Source organism: Idiomarina ramblicola, assembly GCF_003987255.1.
Classification (GTDB): Bacteria; Pseudomonadota; Gammaproteobacteria; order Enterobacterales; family Alteromonadaceae; genus Idiomarina; species Idiomarina ramblicola.
This window is the reverse complement of the sequence record NZ_PIQC01000005.1, coordinates 75,473-96,396: the sequence shown is the minus strand read 5'-3', so window position 1 is coordinate 96,396 and position 20,924 is coordinate 75,473. Positions and strand designations below refer to the sequence as shown.

22 protein-coding genes are annotated in these 20,924 nt (G+C 45.3%); 15 read left to right on the top strand and 7 right to left on the bottom strand.

All coding sequences use genetic code 11. The features are described 5' to 3' along the window. Positions 1-61 precede the first annotated feature (61 nt). The gene (locus CWI78_RS07825) at positions 62-1,585 is read right to left on the bottom strand and encodes a GGDEF domain-containing protein (RefSeq protein ID WP_126781900.1); all 1,524 of its coding nucleotides are present in this window, start codon (positions 1,583-1,585) and stop codon (positions 62-64) included. Between the two features lie 151 nt (positions 1,586-1,736). On the opposite strand from CWI78_RS07825, the gene CWI78_RS07820 reads away from it, so the two are divergent. Further along, positions 1,737-3,530, top strand: coding sequence for a M61 family metallopeptidase (locus CWI78_RS07820; RefSeq protein ID WP_126781898.1), 1,794 nt, complete (start codon positions 1,737-1,739; stop codon positions 3,528-3,530). Between the two features lie 4 nt (positions 3,531-3,534). Here CWI78_RS07820 and queF read toward each other — a convergent pair whose 3' ends face one another. Next, complete coding sequence (gene queF / locus CWI78_RS07815; protein WP_126781896.1) at positions 3,535-4,359, bottom strand: NADPH-dependent 7-cyano-7-deazaguanine reductase QueF; 825 nt, start codon at positions 4,357-4,359, stop codon at positions 3,535-3,537. Positions 4,360-4,418: 59 nt separating this feature from the next. Here queF and syd point away from each other — a divergent pair, with 59 nt between their 5' ends. From syd to CWI78_RS07795, 4 genes are all read left to right on the top strand, one after another. Next, the gene (syd, locus tag CWI78_RS07810) at positions 4,419-4,967 is read left to right on the top strand and encodes a SecY-interacting protein (protein WP_126781894.1); all 549 of its coding nucleotides are present in this window, start codon (positions 4,419-4,421) and stop codon (positions 4,965-4,967) included. 137 nt (positions 4,968-5,104) lie between these two features. Beyond that, positions 5,105-5,485, top strand: a complete 381-nt coding sequence (locus CWI78_RS07805; RefSeq protein WP_126781893.1) for a DUF3192 domain-containing protein — start codon at positions 5,105-5,107, stop codon at positions 5,483-5,485. A gap of 33 nt (positions 5,486-5,518) precedes the next feature. Further along, entirely contained in the window at positions 5,519-6,199 is a 681-nt protein-coding gene (locus CWI78_RS07800) for a GNAT family N-acetyltransferase (protein ID WP_126781891.1), read from the top strand. A gap of 5 nt (positions 6,200-6,204) precedes the next feature. Beyond that, entirely contained in the window at positions 6,205-6,519 is a 315-nt protein-coding gene (locus CWI78_RS07795; RefSeq protein ID WP_126781889.1) for an Mpo1-like protein, read from the top strand. On the opposite strand, the gene CWI78_RS07790 is transcribed toward CWI78_RS07795, so the two are convergent. Together CWI78_RS07790 and CWI78_RS07785 are read right to left on the bottom strand one after the other, a co-directional pair. Continuing rightward, the gene (locus CWI78_RS07790; protein ID WP_126781887.1) at positions 6,490-6,801 is read right to left on the bottom strand and encodes a DUF3301 domain-containing protein; all 312 of its coding nucleotides are present in this window, start codon (positions 6,799-6,801) and stop codon (positions 6,490-6,492) included. The genes CWI78_RS07795 and CWI78_RS07790 overlap by 30 nt on opposite strands. Next, the gene (locus tag CWI78_RS07785) at positions 6,801-7,832 is read right to left on the bottom strand and encodes a DUF3549 family protein (RefSeq protein WP_126781885.1); all 1,032 of its coding nucleotides are present in this window, start codon (positions 7,830-7,832) and stop codon (positions 6,801-6,803) included. Before CWI78_RS07785 ends, CWI78_RS07790 begins: the two co-directional genes overlap by 1 nt. A 93-nt stretch (positions 7,833-7,925) precedes the next feature. Here CWI78_RS07785 and CWI78_RS07780 point away from each other — a divergent pair, with 93 nt between their 5' ends. Then, entirely contained in the window at positions 7,926-8,270 is a 345-nt protein-coding gene (locus CWI78_RS07780; protein WP_126781883.1) for a YqcC family protein, read from the top strand. Between the two features lie 2 nt (positions 8,271-8,272). Continuing rightward, positions 8,273-8,983, top strand: a complete 711-nt coding sequence (truC, locus tag CWI78_RS07775) for a tRNA pseudouridine(65) synthase TruC (RefSeq protein WP_126781881.1) — start codon at positions 8,273-8,275, stop codon at positions 8,981-8,983. 3 nt (positions 8,984-8,986) lie between these two features. Here truC and dapD read toward each other — a convergent pair whose 3' ends face one another. From dapD to map, 3 genes are read right to left on the bottom strand one after another with little or no spacing between them, the layout of a single operon-like run. Next, a complete protein-coding gene (dapD, locus tag CWI78_RS07770; RefSeq protein WP_126781879.1) occupies positions 8,987-9,811 on the bottom strand; it encodes a 2,3,4,5-tetrahydropyridine-2,6-dicarboxylate N-succinyltransferase in 825 nt (274 codons plus the stop codon). Positions 9,812-9,820: 9 nt separating this feature from the next. Further along, on the bottom strand, positions 9,821-12,460 hold the full coding sequence (glnD, locus tag CWI78_RS07765; protein WP_126781877.1) for a [protein-PII] uridylyltransferase: 2,640 nt from the start codon (positions 12,458-12,460) through the stop codon (positions 9,821-9,823). A 20-nt stretch (positions 12,461-12,480) separates the two neighbouring features. Further along, complete coding sequence (gene map, locus CWI78_RS07760; RefSeq protein ID WP_126781875.1) at positions 12,481-13,269, bottom strand: type I methionyl aminopeptidase; 789 nt, start codon at positions 13,267-13,269, stop codon at positions 12,481-12,483. A 312-nt stretch (positions 13,270-13,581) separates the two neighbouring features. On the opposite strand from map, the gene rpsB reads away from it, so the two are divergent. The 8 genes from rpsB to rseP all read left to right on the top strand — a co-directional run bounded on the left by rpsB (position 13,582) and on the right by rseP (position 20,905). After that, positions 13,582-14,310 (top strand): 30S ribosomal protein S2, encoded by a 729-nt coding sequence (gene rpsB / locus CWI78_RS07755; RefSeq protein WP_126781873.1) that lies wholly within the window; start codon positions 13,582-13,584, stop codon positions 14,308-14,310. 15 nt (positions 14,311-14,325) lie between these two features. Beyond that, positions 14,326-15,204 (top strand): translation elongation factor Ts, encoded by an 879-nt coding sequence (gene tsf, locus CWI78_RS07750; RefSeq protein WP_126781871.1) that lies wholly within the window; start codon positions 14,326-14,328, stop codon positions 15,202-15,204. Between the two features lie 104 nt (positions 15,205-15,308). Beyond that, positions 15,309-16,043 carry a UMP kinase gene (gene pyrH / locus CWI78_RS07745; protein WP_126782185.1) on the top strand — a complete coding sequence of 245 codons (735 nt, stop codon included), beginning with the start codon at positions 15,309-15,311 and terminating at the stop codon, positions 16,041-16,043. Positions 16,044-16,074: 31 nt separating this feature from the next. Further along, positions 16,075-16,632, top strand: a complete 558-nt coding sequence (gene frr, locus CWI78_RS07740) for a ribosome recycling factor (RefSeq protein ID WP_126781869.1) — start codon at positions 16,075-16,077, stop codon at positions 16,630-16,632. An 82-nt stretch (positions 16,633-16,714) separates the two neighbouring features. Continuing rightward, positions 16,715-17,488 carry a polyprenyl diphosphate synthase gene (uppS, locus tag CWI78_RS07735; RefSeq protein WP_126782183.1) on the top strand — a complete coding sequence of 258 codons (774 nt, stop codon included), beginning with the start codon at positions 16,715-16,717 and terminating at the stop codon, positions 17,486-17,488. A 3-nt stretch (positions 17,489-17,491) separates the two neighbouring features. Beyond that, positions 17,492-18,355, top strand: coding sequence for a phosphatidate cytidylyltransferase (locus CWI78_RS07730; RefSeq protein ID WP_126781867.1), 864 nt, complete (start codon positions 17,492-17,494; stop codon positions 18,353-18,355). A gap of 4 nt (positions 18,356-18,359) precedes the next feature. Continuing rightward, positions 18,360-19,553, top strand: a complete 1,194-nt coding sequence (gene ispC, locus CWI78_RS07725; RefSeq protein WP_126781865.1) for a 1-deoxy-D-xylulose-5-phosphate reductoisomerase — start codon at positions 18,360-18,362, stop codon at positions 19,551-19,553. Next, positions 19,550-20,905 carry a sigma E protease regulator RseP gene (gene rseP, locus CWI78_RS07720; RefSeq protein ID WP_126781863.1) on the top strand — a complete coding sequence of 452 codons (1,356 nt, stop codon included), beginning with the start codon at positions 19,550-19,552 and terminating at the stop codon, positions 20,903-20,905. Before ispC ends, rseP begins: the two co-directional genes overlap by 4 nt. Positions 20,906-20,924: the final 19 nt, after the last annotated feature.

Genomic DNA, 20,924 nt, shown 5'->3' with positions numbered 1-20,924 from the left:
TCCTGTAATAACGATGACTCGGCGTCATCCTTGTGCCGGCGTTGGTCATGAGTTTCTGCTTTTATTTTGCCGTCATGACCCGGTTCCGCCCGCTATTTTTTGCATCATAAAGTGCCTTATCGGCCCTTTCGAAAACAGCCGTTGGCGTATCTTCGTTGTATTTAAATTTTGCGATTCCTGAAGAAATAGTAATACGGATGTCTTCACTTTTAAATTTAAACGGGATATTTGCAACTTTATCCCTGGTGCTTTCTATGTGTTGATAAGCATCTTGCTCATTCGAACAGAATATAATAGCAAATTCTTCGCCGCCATAGCGACAAACAAAGCCAGAATCTTTCAGGGCCTTGCTAAGAGTTCCGGCAATAACCTGAAGGGTTTTATCTCCCGCTATATGACCAAAGTTGTCGTTAACGTTCTTAAAATGGTCAACATCTATGATTGCTATAGTGAGCTCAGTGTCACCTTTTATCCAACGTTGAAATTCAAGGTTTAAGCGTTCTTCAAAAGCCGAGCGATTGGGAAGCTTGGTTAAGTTATCCTGCAAGCTTCGAAATTTTTGTTTCGCCAGTTCTTGTTTATAGTGGGCAACCTGCGCTTCTGTTTCCCGGAGCCTCTGTTCCATAGCTTGTGTGTTGCTACTAAAACTCAGGCGTTCCTCTTCATGCAGTTTCAGGTGCTGATTCAGTGTTTCGCTCAAGGTTTGCAGTTGTAGGCCCACCGATTCTTTTAAATCGTGCAATTCACAGGCTTCAGTAACACAAGCACTGATTTCTGATACGCCGTTTTTTAATTTCTGGTTTAGGTGAAGTCGCTGATCAGCAAAGTCAGCTGACCGATTTATTGTTTGACCCAATACATTCTGGACAGATTCAAGTGACGCATTTAACTGCTGCAGAAACGTCTGCGCTGATCGGCGTTCTTCGTTAATGTTACTAAAAACCAGGCGCATCACTTTTAAGGTTATCGCCAACAATGTGGTACTGGTTTGCGGCTTCTGCAGTGCCACTTTTACTTGCTGAAGGGTATCGGCAGCATTTCCCGAGAATTCAACTTCGCTCAGTAAATCGAGTAGCTGGGCTTGATATTGGGTTACTTCGGTTTCTGTTTGAGTTGAAGGCTGCTGATAGGCCAGCGCCAATAATTGGTTAATCAATGGCATATAATGAGAAACCGTCATAGTCGGTTGCTCAAATTCATTAGCTATTCGTTTTAGCTTGCTTCTGCTGTCATTGTCGTGCGGCTTAATGGATGTCAGAGCGTGGCGAATGCTTTCATTGGTTTGTTTCAGTTGAGTCTGTAAGCGAATGGTATGCTGAGAAATAACATCACTTAAACCTTGCATAATAGGTTCGAGTACAGCTGCTGCGGCATTTTGCTGAAGGTGCCCTCGCAACTTATGTAACAAACCGTCTAACTCAGTATCGACACCGCTTAATGCTAAGCAAAGTTCATTCACAAACTCCGAGTACCGTTGTGAATCACGCAGGTAATGATCTTCTAACTGCTTGCGTGACTGAATGCTCTGCTGCAACTTTTTGCTGAGGTGCTGAATCTGTTCTTGTGGTGTTTCAGGTATTGCCAATGCTCACCTACCCAATACTGAATGCAATACGCATAATACGTAAGTTACTGTTATAAAGTCTAACCTATTTGCATTTAATTACCACTGGTGGATTGTGGTAGTCTTTGCACAAGTTGACTAACAAAAAAATCGAAATTAACGGAGAAAAACTGTGCGCAAGAGCTTACTCACTGTTGGTGTTATGTTGGCACCTTCAATTGTCCTGGCAAATACGGATTACAAACTTAACCTGACTCAGCCTGAGCATCACAAAGGAGAGGTGTCTATTACTTTCCCTGCTAGTGACGCTAAGTTTCTGGATGTGAAAATGCCTGCATGGAGAACGGGCTATTATCGCATTTTAAATTTGGCAAATGGTGTGCGTGACTTTGAAGTTAAAAGTAATGGTGAAGTATTACGTTGGGAAAAAGTGGATAAAAGTACCTGGCGTGTCTATTTGCCCGAAAACAGCGGTGACGTTACGGTCGATTATGAAATTTACGCAAACCAGCTGGGGCGGCGCAGCCGTCATATTGATGATAGCCATGCTTATCTCGACGCATCTGCCGTCTTTATGTACGCCGATGCTTGGCGCAATGAGCCGATTTCAGTCTCTTTGAACGTTCCGAATGAGTGGAAAAGTTATTCTGGTATGAAGCGCGAGGGGGAGCATCAATTTTCTGCCGAAAATTGGGATGTATTCGTTGACTCGCCGATAGAAACAGGCATCAACAAGCATTATGAATTTACTCAAGGTGACCGGGATTACGAAGTGGTTTTTTGGGGAGAGGGTAATTACGATGCAGAACAGACGGTTGCTGACCTAAAGAAACTTGTCGACACGGGGGACTCTATATGGAGTGACTATCCGTTTGAACGTTATGTTTTTATGATTCACGCAACAACCGGTGCTGGTGGCGCAACGGAACATAAAAATTCAACCGTCATTCAACGGCCACGATACAGTTTTGCCAGTCGTGATGATTACTTGTCCTTTATGTCGACAGCATCACATGAATTTGTACACACCTGGAACGTAAAAGCTTATCGCCCTGATGGCTTGGTTCCATATGACTACCAGAAAGAAAACTATACGGACTTGTTTTGGATAGCCGAAGGTTCAACCAGCTATTTTCAGAATCATCTGTTGTTGCAAGCCGGTATCATGGAGCCTTCCGAGTATTTTGAGCGTGTTGCAAAAAGTATTGACCGCCATAAAGCTAAGCCTGGCCGAGATGTTATGTCGGTCGCTGAAGCGTCGTTTGAAGCATGGATAGATCAGTATGGCGACCGGGCTCACAACGATTCAGTCAATATCTATTCAGAAGGGGCGCTGGTGTCCTGGATGCTGGACAGTGAATTACTGAAAACCACCGACGGTGAAGTAAGTTACCGTGACGTGCATAATGAATTGTATCAGCGCTTCGACGCCGATGAGAAGGGCTTCACTTCAGCCGATGTGCTGACTATTTTGAAAGATTTGACCGGTGAGTCCTGGCAGGGTTGGTGGCAGGAAAATGTGCAAAGCCCAGCGGCAGATATTCCGTTTGAAAGCATACTGGAACAAGTTGGATTAGCACTGGTGTATGAGCAGGGTGAGGACGAAGACAGTACTGAAAAAGCCTGGGCTGGCTGGAGTGCTAATGAAGCCAGCGGTGGCATGGAGTTGACTCGGGTTAGCAAAGGCAGTCCCGCCTGGGAAGCGGGCTTTACGCCGGGCGATGTCATTGTTGCTTATGACGGACAGACTGTTGTTGATGGTCGTTTTAAAGAAGCTTTTGCTGAATATAAAGCGGGTGACTCAATTGAAGTGACATTCTTCCGGCGCGACCAGTTGCACACGAAAACCTTAACGGTGCAACCAACCCCTGCAACTGACGCGGAAATTGAACCATTAGACGAGCCTACGGCTAAACAAAAAGCTCGTTTCCTGCAATGGTTGCAAATTCCGCACCCTAACGCTTAATCCGTTATTGTCGGGCCATGCGTTGCATTTGCAGCGCTGGTTCGAAGTCTGAACGAAATGGGTTTATGTCGAGACCGCCACGACGAGTGTAACGGGCATAAACCGTTAACTTCTTCATTCCCAGCGCTTTCAGATCCTGATAAATGCGCTCAACGCATTGCTCGTGAAACTCATTATGCCGCCTAAATGACACCAGATAAGCTAAGAGCGCTGCGCGGTCTAATTTAGGTCCCATATAATGAATATACACCGATCCCCAATCGGGTTGATTGGTGATAAGGCAATTGGACTTTAACAGGTGACTGTGCAACTTCTCTTCGGTTTCGCCGTCTTCTGCTGCCAACAACGATGGCTGATAATCATAATGCGATATGGTGAGATCCTGACTATCAATGCAACTGCCAGGCATGCAGGCAATAGATTCTCCAGTTAGCTCGGATAGCGTTTTCAGGCTGACTTTAACTGCAGCTCCTGCGCAGGACGATAAATCGTCTTCCATGAGTTTCTGAACGCTTTCCCACGAGTCAAAACGAGAGTCATTGAAACTATTCAGGTAAAGTTTAAATGACTTAGACTCGACAAGGTTGGGACTCTCTGCCGGCACTTCAAAGTAACCGACAGCAACCTGAGGCAGCCCATTTAAATTTAGCCATGAGATTTCATAGCCGGTCCATAAATCGACGCCCGAAAAAGGCAGCTTGCCTTTAAGCCCTATGGGTTCGCGGTTCAGCGAACGAGGCACTGGTCGCAATTGCTTAGGGTCGTACTGACTAGGGTAATTTGTGCTCTGCCCCAGTGATAAATGATCTAATGCGTCCTTCTTTGGCATTTAAGTCGCTCCGTAAGTACAATGGACTGATTGTAAATTCTATTAGGTGCAAGTACCAGATGAAGACGTTAGAAGAATCGATAGATGCATTGATGGCAGGTTACGAAGAAAAGATTCCTGTTCGTCATACAGAGTATGTAGAAGAGTGGGCGAGCCCCATATATGGCGAAATTCTTGATGAGGATACGGTTGAGTGGACACCTTGTCGACAAGCGGAACCTTTAAAGTTTGCCGAGCTGGAAAGTGCTCTTGAACTCATTTTTCATGACAGTATAAAAACACTCTTCGGACGTTGGTATGCAGGGGACTTAGCGCTTGCTTATCAGGGGCATCCAATTAATTTACTGCAAGTTCAAAGCGCAGAAGACGGGGAGAGATTACTCGCGAATATTACTGGGCACATTTTAATGAAGCGCCGCTTGAAGCAACCCGAAACGGTGTTTATCGGGTTGGGCGTAGAAAATGATGACTTATTGCTGAGTATAGATAACCAGAGTGGGGTTGTTGGATTGGAATGGGTGGGCAAGGAGCAACATGAAGTTCTGGCTGACTCTCTGACCGAGTGGCTTGAGCAATGTGAGCCTCAAATTAGTGAAAATAGCGATTAATTAGTAGGTTAGAAATCTTCGTAAAATAAAACTATTTTAAAAACAAAGACTTAGTTTTGGCCCGAAGTTTGCTTTAAATGTTTTGCTGAAATAGTGAAGCACATTAATTAAATAGGATACTCAGGAGAACATTTAACATGCTAAAAAAATCATTATTGGCCGCAGCGTTACTCAGCTCGTTAACTTTATCCGGCTGTGTTGTTGTTAAAGAGTCGAGTTACGATGGAAATAACGAAAAATATGAAGGGCAGCAGTCAGAGCAAAGAAATCGCTCTTCTATTGCTGCATTACCGCCCTCGCTTTCTGTTAGCGAAGCCTTAAGTCGATTAGGAACACCTGACTTTAATGACTCATGGAAAACCGAGCAACATAACTATCAGGTTTTGTATTATCGCACACACAGGAAACACGCTGATGGTATGACGACCCGTGATGAGTGCACTGCTATTGTGTTCGTTGACGATACTCTGGCTGGAACTGGAGAAATGGCTCTCGACAGGATCCCTAAAAATGGTTAACTTGGTCTGATAGAAAACCAATCAGTGGTTGTTATGCAAGGCTTAACCGAAAAAACAGACAGTGAAATTGATAAGGCAGGTGAAAACAGCAGCGAGCATATTCAGGGGAAACTTGTCTATCTCGTTGCGGAAGATCTTAAATTAGCTGCTTCGCTTTTGTTTCAGACATACTATGATGATGAATTACTGCAAAAGATTTTTCGTGCCGATAAACCGGATTACGAAAAGCGACTGCGCGCAGCGATTCGGGAAGATTTGAATGCGTTCTGGGAAAGCGGGCAACCCATTATTGGGATTCGGGACGGCGGCACACTGTTAGGTGTTGCTTGTCTCACCCGTCCTGGTAAGAGTTTTGGCCCTGGTCGTTTCTGGCATTGGCGCATTAGTATGTTGTTGACTGCTGGCTTTTTAAGTACCCGGCAGGTGCTTGAAAAGGAACGCTTAATTCAAGAAGCCATGCCCGATGTGCCTTATCATATGCTGGCTTTTATTGCTGTAGCGCCACAGTATCAATGTCAGGGAGTCGGGCATTTATTGGTTGAGGCTGCTAAAACTGTTTTTGAAGAAGATCCTGAGTCACAAGGCATTGCCGTTTATGTTACTCGCTCTGATTATCAGGCGTTCTTTAAGAAACGGGGTTATCGCTTGCAGGCCCAGATAGAAGTTGAGAAATTACCTGGCGAAGTACTTTTTTACCCTAGGCTAGAAGAGTAAAGCGAATGAGTTACTCCAGTTTTAAAGAATTTTATCCTTATTACTTGCAAGAACATTCAGACAAGCGTTGTCGGGTATTGCATTATATTGGCAGCACCATGGTATTAGCTGTGTTAATTTACGCGCTGATCAGTGCGAATTATTGGTGGTTGCTGGCGTTGCCGGTTATTGGTTACGGGTTTGCCTGGCTTGGTCATTTTATATTTGAAAAGAATAAACCAGCCACTTTTCAGTATCCTTTGTACAGTCTACTGGGTGACTGGGTTATGTATAAAGATGCCTGGGTTAAGTTATTGACCGGGAATTCGAAACGGCGGTAATTCAACACCCACTAAACGCTGGTTATGAAGTGTTAACTCTCCTTCGTATCGGGTTTCACCGTCACTGCTAAAGCCCATTTTAAATGTACTTCGCCAGCCCGGCTGGCTTCCTTTAAAAGACCACCGAGTGTCCTCACGGCGAATATCCAAAAATTGTAAGCCTTGCTGTTTGCAATAAAACACTGCATGTTTTTGGGCGCTTTCTGATTGTTGCCGATGCTGCCAGAAAACCCATATTGCGGTTGCTAACACCAGAAAAATAATGACATCAAGTAAATTCATTAGGTGCCCTGAGTTTGTTGTTTTAATCGATTGAGAGCCTTGCCAACCTCTTCGGATTGTTTTTGTTGTGCCAATATGGACAAAAGCAGTGGGCGAATGTCTGGTAGTGCAATAATGTCCTGAAACAACGCGTCAAAAAGCACCTTATCAAGAGCTGCTATGGCGTCTAAATAACGCAGCAGGTTTTGTTCTTCATTAAGTATTGGCCATAGACGTGCAGCAATAACAACCAACTGATCCGCTGTAGCTTTTGGTACCAGCTCATTTACCGACTTTTTCACACGAGGGTGGCGGGTTACTGAGGCCAGCGCTCTTAAGCTATCAGTGCAAAGTTTAGGATCTTCGTCTGCGAGGTGTCTGAGCAGTGAGTCCCTTATTGGCGCAGTAATAGTTTGCTGCTCAAGCGCAATTGCAAGCGGTTGCCTAACAGCTGCAGGGTAGTGTGCAAACTGTTTTGCAATAGCTTCACTCAGTTCCGGGAGTTGCTCTAATCTTGCCGCGCAATCGTGTAAACCCTGTAAACCGATTTTTTGCCAGTCAATGCCACTTTGAGGTTGTTTCAAGTAAGCTTCTGCGGTTTCAAAGTGAATGGAGGGAGACAGCTTTTGCTGGCGCTGCACGAGGGCATGCAAAGCTGCGCGCTGTTGTTCACTCGGGTTGAGTAAATAAGGGTTTTGTTGCAGCTGTTTTTCCTGCTCCTCGGTCATCTCTCCTGTTATTTCATGCCCTAAAGCGCTGACCACGTACTCCAAATACTGATTGCGCGCGGCCAGATTAAGTAATCCGCGCTCGTCCAGAGGAAACTGCAGAAACCATAGAAACGGCTGTTGGTCATGCTGTTTGTGCTGGAACAGTATCGCTAGCTGAGCCTGACGTGCAATTGGGTAGGGGTAAGGGCGTTGCTGTTGTTCAATTGCGGCAAACTCTTCCCGTGGCAGCTCAGTAAGGCATCTGCCAATATCAAAAATTTTGTACTCTGCTTGGCCGGCTTGCAAAAACTCACCCAAGGTGGTGATGGTCGGTGCTGACACAGGCGCTCCCTTTTTTCTTGAATTTTAAGGCGTATTAAATCACTATGGCGCCATTATATCGGTTTATACAATGATGTGGTAACGGAGTCTGATATGGAGCAGTATCAGAAAGCCGCTCGATTGCTGGATAGAATAGAGCGGGAACTGAACAGTCTTGGCTTATGGCAGTCTCACCAGCCCCCGGTGCAGGCACTGGAAAGCCAGCAGCCTTTTGCTGTTGATACGCTGGAATTTCATCAGTGGCTACAGTTTATCATGCTACCCCGAATGTGGGCCCTGGTGGATAGCCAACGACCTTTACCCGAAGGTATTGCCGTTAGTCCAATGGCAGCGCACACCTACCGTAATGAGCTGGAACAGTATGAGCAATTAATTACGCTAATACGTGAATTCGATGTTTTGCTAAGCGGAACAGACCCTTTTCAGGAAGATGTTTAACGGTGGATGAGTTAGAAATTGTCTATCAGGACGAGTACCTTGCCGTTATCAATAAACCCAGTGGTTTATTAGTTCATCGAAGTCGAATAGCAAGCGGGGCCCGCGAGTTTGCGATGCAGATGTTGCGCAATCAAATGGGTCGTCATGTTTATCCGGTGCATCGACTGGACAGGCCAACATCGGGATTACTCATCTTTGCTTTGAATAGCGATGTTGCACGTTCTTTAACGGAACAAATGACAGCGCGCCAGGTGCGTAAAACGTATCATGCGGTCGTCAGAGGTTATGTGTCAGACAGTGGCACCATCGATTATTCCTTGAAAGAGGAGTTGGATAAATTAGCCGATGCCGATGCTGATACGGATAAAGAAAAGCAGTCAGCGATAACGCATTATGAGTGTCTGAAACAGGTCGAACTGCCTTACAAAGTCAGTAAAAAACATGATACCACGCGATATTCGCTGGTGCAGATGCAACCAGAAACAGGTCGAAAACATCAGTTACGCAGGCACATGGCACACATTCGACATCCTATTGTGGGTGACACGAATCATGGAGATGGGCGGCACAACAACTTTTTTCGATCTCACTTCGACATTCATCGTCTGTTGTTGGCTGCAACGGCGTTGAGCTTTCATCATCCGGTCAGTGGCGAGCCAATGAATTTGGAATTACCACTGCCGGATGAGTTTCATCGGCCATTTATTGAATAATGACTATTCCGCGCTACGCAGCAAAGCGTTGATACCCACTTTTGCACGGGTTTTGGCATCGACTCGTTTTACAATAATGGCCGCGTACAGGCTGTGTGTTCCGTTCGCCGATGGCAATGAGCCAGGAACTACAACCGCTCCTGAAGGCACTCGGCCGTAGAGAATACGATCGTTCTCGCGATCATAGATACGGGTGCTCTGACCAATATAGACGCCCATTGAAATAACCGCGCCTTCCTCAACAATAACGCCTTCAACAATTTCTGAACGCGCACCAATAAAACAGTTGTCTTCGATAATAGTTGGGTTGGCCTGTAATGGTTCTAATACACCACCAATACCAACGCCCCCGGATAAGTGTACATTCTTACCAATTTGCGCACACGAACCAACGGTAGCCCAAGTATCAACCATAGTACCTTCGCCAACGTAGGCTCCGATATTTACATAGGACGGCATAACGACGACATTGCGGCCAATGAATGCACCTTTACGCACCATGGCTGGCGGAACAACACGCATACCTTCTGCGCGAAAACGGGCGCTGTCGTAATCGGCGAATTTGGCCGGAACTTTATCCCAAAAACGGGTTTCACCGCCTTCAATAAGATCGTTGTCGTTTAAACGAAACGACAGCAGGACGGCTTTTTTTAGCCATTGATGAACAACCCATTCGCCGGAAACTTTCTCGGCAACCCGTAATTCACCACGATCAATTTCGTCAATAACGTACCGAACCGCCTCACGCAGCTCGTCGTTTTCTGTGCGGGCATTGATGTGGTCGCGTTGTTCAAATGCATCGATGATGCGTTGTTTAATGTTATCCATGATAAGAATTTAAAACTCCAGGTCTTTGATAATTTGTGCTTTCAATGTTTTTTTCTGTTTGTCGTCCAGAGCGGTTTGATGCTCGGTTGTGACAATAAATAAATCTTCTGCCTGCTCGCCGATGGTTGTTATTTTTGCGGCAAGTAAGGTGACGTTTTGTTGTTGCAAAATAGCCGCAAGTTTAGCAATCAGTCCGGGTCTGTCTAGTGTTACTAACTCAAAGGTTGTTCGGCCATGATGCTTGCTGGGAATAAAGCTGACCTCTGTTGCTACCGAAAAGTTTTTCATGCGGCGCGACAACGGACGTTTTGTGCTCGGAACGGGGATCCGTTTATGCAGAACATCCAGCAATTGCTGTTTGACTTCTTCAATACGATGAGGCTCAGTTAACGGCTTGCCGTCTCGCTGTAAGACGACAAAAGTATCCATGACGAAGCCGTCACGAGTGGCAAGTATTTGCGCGTCCAGGATGTTTAACTGCTGGCTATCCAGAACACCAGCAACAGACGCAAATAAATGACTTTCTTCATGATGATAAATAAACAGCTCAGTTGTACCGTAGTTGTTTTCATCACCAATTAAAATAAGAGGCAGCTGGTCAGTGGGTAAGTTTAAAATATGTTGAGAGTGCCAACTGATTTGTTCTGCAGTATGTCGGAAGAAATAATCGGCGGTAAAACGTCCCCATAACGCCATAATTTCTGCTTTTTCAAAGCCGGCACTGAGCAATAAAGCCATAGCACTGGCCTTATTCTCTTGAATTTTTTGGCGAATATCCAGAGTCGGCTTGTTGCTGTCCTGCTGCAGTAGATAGGAGGTTGCGTTATACAGTTCTTCCAATAAAGTCGCTTTCCAGTTATTCCACAGTGACTGATTGGTCGCACGAATATCCGCTACGGTCAGGCAGTAAAGATAGTCTAATCGTTCGAGTGTTGAGACTTGATTAGCAAAGTTTTGTATCACTTCAGGGTCATGGATATCACGCTTTTGAGCAGTAACTGACATGGTGAGATGGTGTCTTACCAGCCAGGCTACCAACTCGGCATCCTCTTCGTCATAACCATGTTGATGACAAAAGTTGCGCGCATCCATTTCACCCAATTCAGAATGGTCACCGCCGCGACCTTTGGCTATATCATGGAAAATACCGGCCAAGTAAAGACAATAGCGTCGGTCCATTTGAGCCACGAGTTTCTCGCATAAGGGGAACTTGTCTTGAAATTCCTCGTCGCTAAAACGATACAGGTTTCTGACTAAACGAAAGGTATGTTCATCCACAGTGTAAGCGTGAAAAAGGTCAAACTGCATTTGCCCAACAATTTGTTGCCATTGAGATAGGTAGCTGGCTAACACACTATGGTGATGCATGAGTGCAAAGGATAGGCCGCAACCTCTGGGATGCTGAATCAGTTGGTTAAATAAATCACGGCACACTGGGTCATGGCTCAGTGGTTCGTTTAACTGAGAACGGGCATTCCTTAACAAGCGTATGGTATTCGAATGAATACCGGTAATTTGCGGGTGCTCAGCAATGCAAACAAAAGCTCGGATGATATTGCAGTGATCTTCGAATACTTGGTCATGACGGGCCGTTAGCAGTTTATTAGCAACGGCGAAATCGTCGCTGATATGCTCGGCGTGCTGTAAATCCTGAGTGCCTAATATTGCCTGGTGGAAAAACTGCAGCAACATCTGATTGAGCTCGCTGACGCGCAAAACCACTTTGAAATAATCCTTCATCATGGTCTCGACTGACGCTTTACCGTCATTACCATAGCCTAGCCGAACAGCAACGCCTGGCTGAAAATCAAAGAGTAAACGATCTTCTCTTTTACCAGCTTCCAGGTGAAGTGCAAAGCGGATACGCCATAGCCAGTTCATGCAGTCACGAAGTTCAACGAACTCATCGGCAGTCATGTATCCGTATTCAACTAAGTTTTCATCAGAGTGTGTGCGGAAGTGACGCTTAGCAATCCAGCCAACAGTTTGAATATCGCGCAATCCGCCAGGACTTGATTTGATGTTAGGCTCAAGATTATAGGAGGTACTATGGTACTGCTGATGTCGTTGCTTTTGCTCATCAAGTTTGGCTTGATAAAAATCGCGACTTGACCAGGGAAAGTCATTTAAGAGCTGTTGATGGAATTCATTATAGAGGCTTTCTGATCCGGAAAGAAAACGACTTTCAATCAGGTTTGTGGCTATGGTGATGTCATTTTCAGACTGACTAAAACATTCTGTGACAGTACGTACCGAGTGGCCAATATCCAGATGAAGATCCCATAAAAAAGTGAGGAACTGACTGAGTTTGTCAGATAATTCAGTCTCAGTTTTTTCCGTCTTGGGGCTTATCAGAATGAGTAAATCGATGTCCGAACCCGGATGCAGTGTTTCCCGGCCATAGCCACCTACCGCTAGTATGCTGGCAGGTTCATTTTCAAGTTGAAATTGTTGCCAAAGCTGACCAATGAGTTGGTCGAAAAACGTCGAACGGTGGTGGACTAACTCATCAATATCGGCGGTAACAAAACGTGCAGCAGACCAGTTTTGATAGCTCTCTAGAAGCGTCTTATAGTCTTTTATGCAGGGAGCGCGAGTTTTATCAGGCCAACGCCCGTGAAAATCTTTATCTTTGTGAACGTTAGCCATAGGCTCTCCCTGCAAATGCGTTAGCTGTGCTCGATAACTCGCGCTAAGTCAGGCTCATCACTGCGCAGTGTCAGTACTTCAACACCGTTATCGGTAACTAATAAGGTATGCTCCCACTGCGCACTTAAGCTCCGGTCTTTAGTTAAGACTGTCCAACCGTCTTTCATTAATTTAGTGTGTCTTTTACCGACATTAACCATAGGTTCAATAGTGAAGCACATACCAGCTTTTAATTCTTCGCCAGTGCCAGCTTGACCATAATGAAGAATTTGAGGGTCTTCATGGAACACCGAACCAATGCCGTGACCGCAGTATTCGCGAACAATGGAATAACCATGGCCTTCTGCATGTTTTTGAATAACTTCGGCAAAATCACCCAGTTTAATACCCGGTTTAACCATTTCGATGGCTTTGTAAAGCGACTCCTGGGTCACTTTGATTAAACGTTCAGCCATAATCGAGGGCTTACCCACAACGAACATTTTTGAGGTGTCACCGTGATATCCATCCAGCTTAACTGTGACATCAATATTCATGATATCGCCATCTTTCAGTTTTTTCGGGCCAGGAATACCGTGACAGACACAGTGGTTAACCGAAGTGCAAATTGACTTTGGAAAACCATGATAATTTAACGGAGCCGGGTAGGCATTATGATCCGTTATGTATTTGTGACAAATGTCGTCCAGTTCTTCTGTCGTTACACCTGGCTTTACGTAGTCACCGATCATTTCAAGCACACTGGCGGCAAGCTTACCCGCAGCGCGCATTTTTTCGATTTCTTCGGGCGTCTTTATTGAGATGGTCATTCTCTTCCTGTCCATGACTGCTGGAAAAGCCGACAGTTTAACAGTGACTGATAAAATTCGCTATCTTTGAGGACGAGCAAAACACAAGTTAAGTGGCGGTTTTTGTTGTATGAGGATCTAGTTTATGGTATAAAACGCACGCTTTTTTGGCCTTACTGCTATTCTAAATTTGAAAGCAGAAGCACCGACTAAGTACACTTGTATGTAAATTATAATCCACACATACATCGACACATAAGGCGGGGTGCTTGTCTAAGAACAAGTCGGCTTATGGGATGTATGGAGGCTTAACCCCCTAAAAAGGAAAATATTATGGCTAACGTGTCAATGCGTGACATGCTCAAAGCAGGTGTCCATTTCGGTCACCAAACTCGTTTCTGGAATCCAAAAATGAAACCTTACATTTTTGGTGCACGTAACAAGATTCATATCATTAACCTCGAAAAAACTGTGCCTATGTTCAACGATGCGTTGAGCTACATGCAGCATGTTGCTTCAAACAAAGGAAAAATCCTGTTTGTTGGTACTAAGCGCGCAGCAGCTGAAGCGGTTAAAGAAGCAGCCATTAACTGTGGTCAGTACTACGTAAACCACCGTTGGTTAGGCGGCATGTTGACTAACTGGAAAACAGTTCGTCAATCAATCAAGCGTCTAAAAGACCTTGAAACCATGAGCCAGGACGGTACATTCGAGAAACTGACCAAGAAAGAAGCCTTGGTTAACACTCGTGAAATGGAAAAACTGGAAAAAGGTTTAGGCGGTATCAAAAACATGGGCGGCTTACCTGACGTTCTGTTTGTTATCGACGCTGATCACGAACACATCTCTATTAAAGAAGCAAATAACCTGGGCATTCCAGTTGTTTCTGTTGTGGATACAAACTCTGATCCTGACGGTGTTGATTACATTGTTCCGGGGAATGATGATGCAATTCGTGCCGTTCAATTATACTTGAACACTGCTGCTGAAGCGGTAAAAGAAGCACGTACAGCGCAAGTTGAAGCGAAAGACTCTGACGATTTCGTCGAAGCAACTGAATAATCGAGGAATAGAATCATGGCAATTACAGCAGCTCTAGTAAAAGAACTGCGCGAGCGCACAGGCGCTGGCATGATGGACTGCAAAAAAGCATTGCAGGAAGTCGACGGTGATATGGAAGCGGCAATTGACCTGATGCGTAAAAGCGGTCAGGCAAAAGCGGCGAAAAAAGCAGGCCGTGTTGCAGCTGAAGGGGTTATCCTAGTTAAGTCTGAAGGCAATCAGGCAACCTTGGTTGAACTGAACTGTGAAACAGACTTTGTTGCTCGTGATGACAGCTTCCTGGCATTTGGCGATAAAGTGATTAACGCGGCATTTTCTAATAAAGAAAATGACATTGAAGCACTAAAAGCAACAGAAATCGATGGTCAAACAGTAGAGAAAACTCGTGAAGACTTAGTCGCTAAAATTGGCGAGAACATGAACGTTCGTCGTGTTCATACGCTTGAAGCTGGTGATGTTGTTGCAACTTATGCGCACGGTGCTCGTATCGGTGTTGCTGTTGCACTTCAAGGTGGCGATGAAGATTTGGCTCGTGACTTGTGCATGCACGTTGCAGCAAGCAGCCCACAATTTGTTAAACCTGAAGACGTGGAAGCTGAAGTTGTAGAAAAGGAACGCGCAATTCAGGTTGATATCGCAATGCAGAGCGGTAAGCCGAAAGAAATCGCTGAAAAAATGGTTGAAGGCCGTATGCGTAAGTTTACTGGTGAAATCAGCCTGACAGGTCAGCCTTTCGTTAAAGATCCATCAATGACTGTTGGTGAGTTACTTAAGAAGGCAGGTGCTGATGTTGTTACTTTCGTTCGCTTTGAAGTGGGCGAAGGTATTGAACGTAAAGAAGAAGATTTTGCTTCTGAAGTTCAGGCACAAGTGGCGGCAGCGAGCAAAGGCTAATAGCGTGGTCTCGACCAACCCCATGAAATAGAAAATAGTAAACCGCGTCTTGAGCGTTCAGGACGCGGTTTTTTTTAAACTAAAGGAAAAGAGTAGAGGCAATGATGAGCACCCATCCGAAACCCAGTTATCGACGCATATTGTTAAAGCTCAGTGGTGAAGCCCTTATGGGGGACGAGCCATTTGGTATTGACGCCAAAGTGCTTGATCGTATGGCGCAAGAGATTAAAGAATTGGTTGAATTAGGGGTTCAGGTAGGCTTAGTCATTGGTGGTGGTAACTTATTCCGTGGAGAAGGTTTGGCAAAAGCCGGCATGAACCGCGTTGTGGGTGACCATATGGGTATGCTGGCAACGGTAATGAACGGCTTGGCAATGCGTGATGCTTTACACCGTGCTTTTGTTAACGCTCGCTTAATGTCAGCTATAGAATTGACCGGCGTATGTGACAGTTACAATTGGGCTGAAGCTATTAGCTTGTTAAAATCAGGTCGTGTGGTGATTTTCTCAGCCGGAACCGGAAACCCGTTCTTTACTACTGATTCAGCTGCGTGTTTACGTGGCATCGAAATTGAAGCTGAAGTCGTACTTAAGGGGACAAAGGTTGATGGGGTTTACTCAGATGACCCAGTCAGTAACCCGGATGCGACGTTGTATAAGCACATTGGTTACGATGATATACTGGAAAAACAGTTAAAAGTAATGGATTTAGCGGCTTTTACTCTCGCGCGAGATCACGCTTTACCTATCAGGGTGTTTAATATGAATAAGCCGGGTGCTTTACGAGCCGTGATTATGGGTGAAGAAGAAGGTACACTGATCAGCAAGAACGCAGAGTAACTGCAGTTATTGAATAAAAGGGTATAAGACAGTGATAAAAGAAATTATAGAAGACGCTAAAGATCGCATGGAAAAAAGTGTTGAGTCGTTGCGTAGTCAGATGTCAAAAGTACGTACAGGCCGAGCGCACCCCAGTATTCTGGATAGTGTTATGGTGAACTATTACGGTACCGATACACCGCTGAAACAATTAGCGAACATTACGACAGAAGACTCTAGAACTTTGGCTCTGACCGTGTTTGATAAATCTGCTTCAGCCGCTGTTGAAAAAGCCATTATTAATTCGGACTTGGGTTTGAACCCAGCTTCCGCTGGTGCGGTTATTCGCATCCCGTTGCCTCCTTTGACAGAAGAGCGTCGCCGCGATTTGGTTAAGATTGTGCGGGCAGAAGCTGAACATGGTCGTATAGCGGTACGTAATATTCGCCGTGATGCTAATGGTGACATCAAAGATCTTCTTAAAGAAAAAGAGATTACAGAAGACGAAGAGCGTAGCGCTGAAGATGAAATTCAAAAGCTGACCGATAAATATGTGAAGCAAATTGATGAATCATTAAAAGCAAAAGAAGAAGACTTGATGGAAATTTAGTCATCAAACCTTCCCTACGTTGGTCTATGACGCCGTGTCAGGTATACTCGCACGGCGTTTTTTAATGTTTACGGCAGATTTAATGAAAGAATTACCGTCAATTGAGCAGTTAGTTCCCAGGCACGTTGCCATCATTATGGATGGGAATGGTCGTTGGGCGGAACAACGCGGTAAAATAAGAACCTTCGGGCATAAAGCCGGTGCAGAAGCGGTGCGTCGAGCTGTCGCTTTTGCTCGCCGTAATGGTATAGAATCGCTGACGCTATTTGCATTTAGTAGTGAAAACTGGAAGCGTCCCGCCACAGAGGTTTCAGTGCTGATGGAGCTATTTATGTCAGTACTGAAAAGCGAGGTGAAAAAACTCAATGATAACGATATTCGCTTACGCATTATTGGTGACAAAGAAGCTTTCTCAAAGCGTCTGCAAAAACGTATTTATGAAGCAGAAGAAAAAACTCAGAATAATAGCGGATTAAATTTGAATATCGCTGCAAATTACGGTGGTCAGTGGGATATTACGCAAGCGAGTCGTAAGTTGGCCGACAGAGTTAAAGCCGGTGAGATGGAACCATCAGAGATTACCGAACAGGCGATAGCTGAAGAATTGATGATGGCGGATCAACCGTTACCGGATTTATTAATCCGCACTGGTGGTGAACGTCGAATCAGTAATTTTCTCTTGTGGCAGCTGGCATATGCAGAGCTCTATTTTACTTCGACACTGTGGCCTGATTTTGATGATGCTGTGTTCGCTCGTGCGATTACTGATTTCGCCCAACGCGAACGTCGCTTTGGCTTAACGAGCGAACAATTGAACGTGCTCATGCAAGGCATAGAAACTCGGATAGAGGAATAACACTTGCTAAAACAACGTATTATTACAGCACTATTGCTGGTTCCGGTGGCACTTTACGGGGTTTTTATGCTGCCGCTATGGGGCTTCGCTCTGTTTATCCAAGGCGTGCTAATGCTTGGCGCCTGGGAATGGTCTCCGTTAATGGGGGTGCGTCGCGTATCAGCGCGTATTGCTTACACCTTGTTTGTTGGTGCCATCATCGGCGTATTGTCGTGGCTGGCACCATATGAACATCTATGGGAAGGCGGCGAACTTTCTAAACTCATTTATTACACCATATTGGCGGGCGGAGTTTGGTGGGTTATCGCACTGGCGATGATCGTAAACTATCCTTCCAGCCGGCGTATGTGGTCGAGAACGCGCGCGATTGTCGGTGTATTTGGTTTATTGATATTTATTCCTACCTGGGCAGCTCTGGTTACAGTGCGCTCAATTGATTTTGATGAATCACGCTTCTTTGGTGGTTGGGTCGTACTCTTTATTCTATTACTGGTTTGGGCTGCTGACGTTGGGGCGTATTTTGCCGGCGTTCGTTATGGCCGAAATAAGATGATGCCTGCGGTGAGCCCAGGAAAAACCATGGAAGGCTTGTGTGGGGGCGTGACCTTAGCTTTTGTGGTGATGATGGTTGTTGCGCACTGGACCAAAGTGCCGGCCGATCAGTTTACAGGTTACTATTTGACGGGACTGTTTACGGTTGTTGCCTCAGTCTTCGGGGATTTAAACGAAAGTATGTTTAAGCGAAGCGCCGGAGTTAAGGACAGTGGCTCGATTTTACCTGGCCACGGGGGAATTCTTGACCGGATTGATAGTCTTACAGCTGCAGTGCCAATTTTTACGTTAGCTTATCTGGAGTTCTTGCATTAAACCTATGCGTCGAATTACGGTTTTGGGGGCAACAGGCTCCATCGGTCAAAATACTCTTGATGTTGTTGCAAGACATCCGGATGACTTTCAGGTTTTTGCTTTAACTGCGCATAGCCAGGTTAAAGCTATGGCTGAACTTTGTTGTAAGCATGCTCCTCAATTTGCAGTGATGGGTTCACAAGACAGTGCTTCAGAACTTAAAGAGCTTTTAGGTTCTAAGTTGTCGACTCAGGTAATATACGGTGAGCTGGCTTTAGCAGAAGTCAGTTCAGCGAGTGAAGTTGATGTTGTTATGGCGGCGATTGTCGGTGCTGCCGGACTATCACCAACATTGGCTGCTATAGACGCGGGTAAAGACGTGTTATTGGCAAATAAAGAAGCTTTGGTCATGAGCGGACAGTTGTTTATCGATCATGCTCAACGTTCAGGCGCTAAAATTATCCCAGTCGACAGTGAGCACAACGCTATTTTTCAATGCTTACCGCAATCTGCTCAACAGCAGGTTGGAACCATGTCGTTAACTGAACATGGTATTCAGTATTTATTACTGACAGGTTCAGGCGGTCCATTTCGAGACTTGCCTATTGCCGAACTGGTTCAACAAACGCCAAACTCAGCCTGTAAACATCCAAACTGGTCGATGGGACGAAAAATTTCCGTTGACTCTGCAACCATGCTGAATAAAGGGCTGGAGTACATTGAAGCGCGCTGGCTATTTAACTGCTCACGCGAGCAACTTAAAGTGGTGATTCATCCACAGAGTGTGATCCACTCCATGGTTCAATACACCGATGGTTCTGTATTGGCGCAAATGGGGGAACCGGACATGCGTACGCCCATAGCGCACTCTCTCGGTTATCCGGAGCGCTTAGAAAGTGGCGTTTCAGGTCTCGATTTTACGCAAATTAGTCAGCTGACCTTTAAACAGCCGGAGGCACAACGCTATCCTTGTCTGCAACTGGCGATAGAAGCCTGCTGGGAAGGACAATGGGCAACCACGGCATTAAATGCTGCTAATGAAGTGGCTGTTGCCGCATTTTTACAAGAACAGGTTGGTTTTACTGATATCTCAAAGGTATGTGATTCGGTATTACAATCAATACAAGCTGATGAGGCCGATAGTTTAGAAACGCTGTTAGCCATAGACAAACAAGCGCGTTTAGCGGCCAATAAATGGTTGCAGGAGTACGCACAGTGATAGACGCAATTTGGTATTTTTGTTCCTTCGTAGTAACTCTGGGTATTTTAGTTGCGTTTCACGAGTTTGGTCACTTTTGGGTTGCGCGTCGTTGTGGCGTTAAAGTGCTAACCTTCTCGGTTGGTTTTGGTCGGGCAATATGGAAACGTCAGGGTAAAGACGGCACGCTTTATCAGTTAGGTATTATCCCTTTGGGTGGTTATGTCCGGATGCTGGACGAGCGCATTGACGAGGTTTCCGAACAAGAACGCGATGTGAGTTTTAACGCACAGTCGGTTTATAAGCGCTTTGCTATCGTGGCAGCAGGGCCAGTCGCAAACTTTGTTCTGGCGATAGCCGTCCTATGGTTAATGTTTGGTATTGGCGTACCAACGGTAAAACCTGTCATTGGTGATATAAAAGAGAAGTCAATTGCTGCTGAAGCAGAACTTGAGCGGGGTAGCCAAATTCTTTCAGTGGATGATATTGAAGCTTATGACTGGCAGCAAGTGCAACTGGGTTTAATGTCAGCAATTGGTGATAACGAAACGGTATTAACTCTGCGAACGCCAGCTGGGAATGAAGTAACGCGGACGCTCGATTTAACGAGTTGGAATTTCGATCCAGAAACAGAGTCTACGTTTGGTAGCTTGGGTATCGGCGTTTATCAACCAACAGTTTATACCGAACTCAGCCAGGTTGAAAGTGGCTCACCGGCTGATATGAGTGGTTTAAAGCAAGACGACAAAATTACGCATATTGCAGGGAAAAGGGTCGATAGTTGGTCAAAAATACGTGAAGTTATTGCTGAATCTGCAGGTCAGGAACTGCTATTCACCATAGAAAGAAATCAGGTTGAGCAACAAATTTCTGTTCAAATCGGGGAACGGGAAAGCCAGGATGCTGTCATAGGCTACCTTGGCGTTGTTCCGGTAACTGAGCCGTTGCCAGATAATTACGTGTTTACGCATCAATACGGTTTTTTCGAGGGCTTAGCTAAAGGCGCAGAAAAAACTTGGGAATTGATGGTTGTTAGCGTGAAAATGATAGGTAAACTGCTGACCGGAGATGTTTCAGTAAAGAATCTGGCGGGACCTTTAAGCATTGCTGAAGGCGCTGGTGTTAGTGCCAGTAACGGGTTCGTATATTTTTTAAGTTTTTTGGCGCTGTTGAGTGTCAATTTAGGGATAATTAATTTATTACCTTTACCGGTGTTAGACGGCGGTCATTTAATGTTTTACAGCATTGAGTGGGTACGTGGTAAGCCGGTATCCGAAAGAGTGCAAGACGTTTGCTATAGGATTGGTGGGGTGCTGGTATTCGCGTTGATGGCGTTAGCAATATCAAATGACATCGCCCGTTTCGCATTCTGAGTCACGAATTAACAATAAG

Coding starts and splice junctions, on each gene's coding strand:
- CWI78_RS07795 (WP_126781889.1), top strand. CDS start 6,205: ATGAGTTACTCCAGTTTTAAAGAATTTTATCCTTATTACTTGCAAGAA.
- queF (WP_126781896.1), bottom strand. CDS start 4,359: ATGCCAAAGAAGGACGCATTAGATCATTTATCACTGGGGCAGAGCACA.
- uppS (WP_126782183.1), top strand. CDS start 16,715: ATGAAAGAATTACCGTCAATTGAGCAGTTAGTTCCCAGGCACGTTGCC.
- ispC (WP_126781865.1), top strand. CDS start 18,360: ATGCGTCGAATTACGGTTTTGGGGGCAACAGGCTCCATCGGTCAAAAT.
- rpsB (WP_126781873.1), top strand. CDS start 13,582: ATGGCTAACGTGTCAATGCGTGACATGCTCAAAGCAGGTGTCCATTTC.
- CWI78_RS07800 (WP_126781891.1), top strand. CDS start 5,519: ATGCAAGGCTTAACCGAAAAAACAGACAGTGAAATTGATAAGGCAGGT.
- CWI78_RS07780 (WP_126781883.1), top strand. CDS start 7,926: ATGGAGCAGTATCAGAAAGCCGCTCGATTGCTGGATAGAATAGAGCGG.
- CWI78_RS07790 (WP_126781887.1), bottom strand. CDS start 6,801: ATGAATTTACTTGATGTCATTATTTTTCTGGTGTTAGCAACCGCAATA.
- pyrH (WP_126782185.1), top strand. CDS start 15,309: ATGAGCACCCATCCGAAACCCAGTTATCGACGCATATTGTTAAAGCTC.
- syd (WP_126781894.1), top strand. CDS start 4,419: ATGAAGACGTTAGAAGAATCGATAGATGCATTGATGGCAGGTTACGAA.
- dapD (WP_126781879.1), bottom strand. CDS start 9,811: ATGGATAACATTAAACAACGCATCATCGATGCATTTGAACAACGCGAC.
- tsf (WP_126781871.1), top strand. CDS start 14,326: ATGGCAATTACAGCAGCTCTAGTAAAAGAACTGCGCGAGCGCACAGGC.
- CWI78_RS07805 (WP_126781893.1), top strand. CDS start 5,105: ATGCTAAAAAAATCATTATTGGCCGCAGCGTTACTCAGCTCGTTAACT.
- glnD (WP_126781877.1), bottom strand. CDS start 12,460: ATGGCTAACGTTCACAAAGATAAAGATTTTCACGGGCGTTGGCCTGAT.
- map (WP_126781875.1), bottom strand. CDS start 13,269: ATGACCATCTCAATAAAGACGCCCGAAGAAATCGAAAAAATGCGCGCT.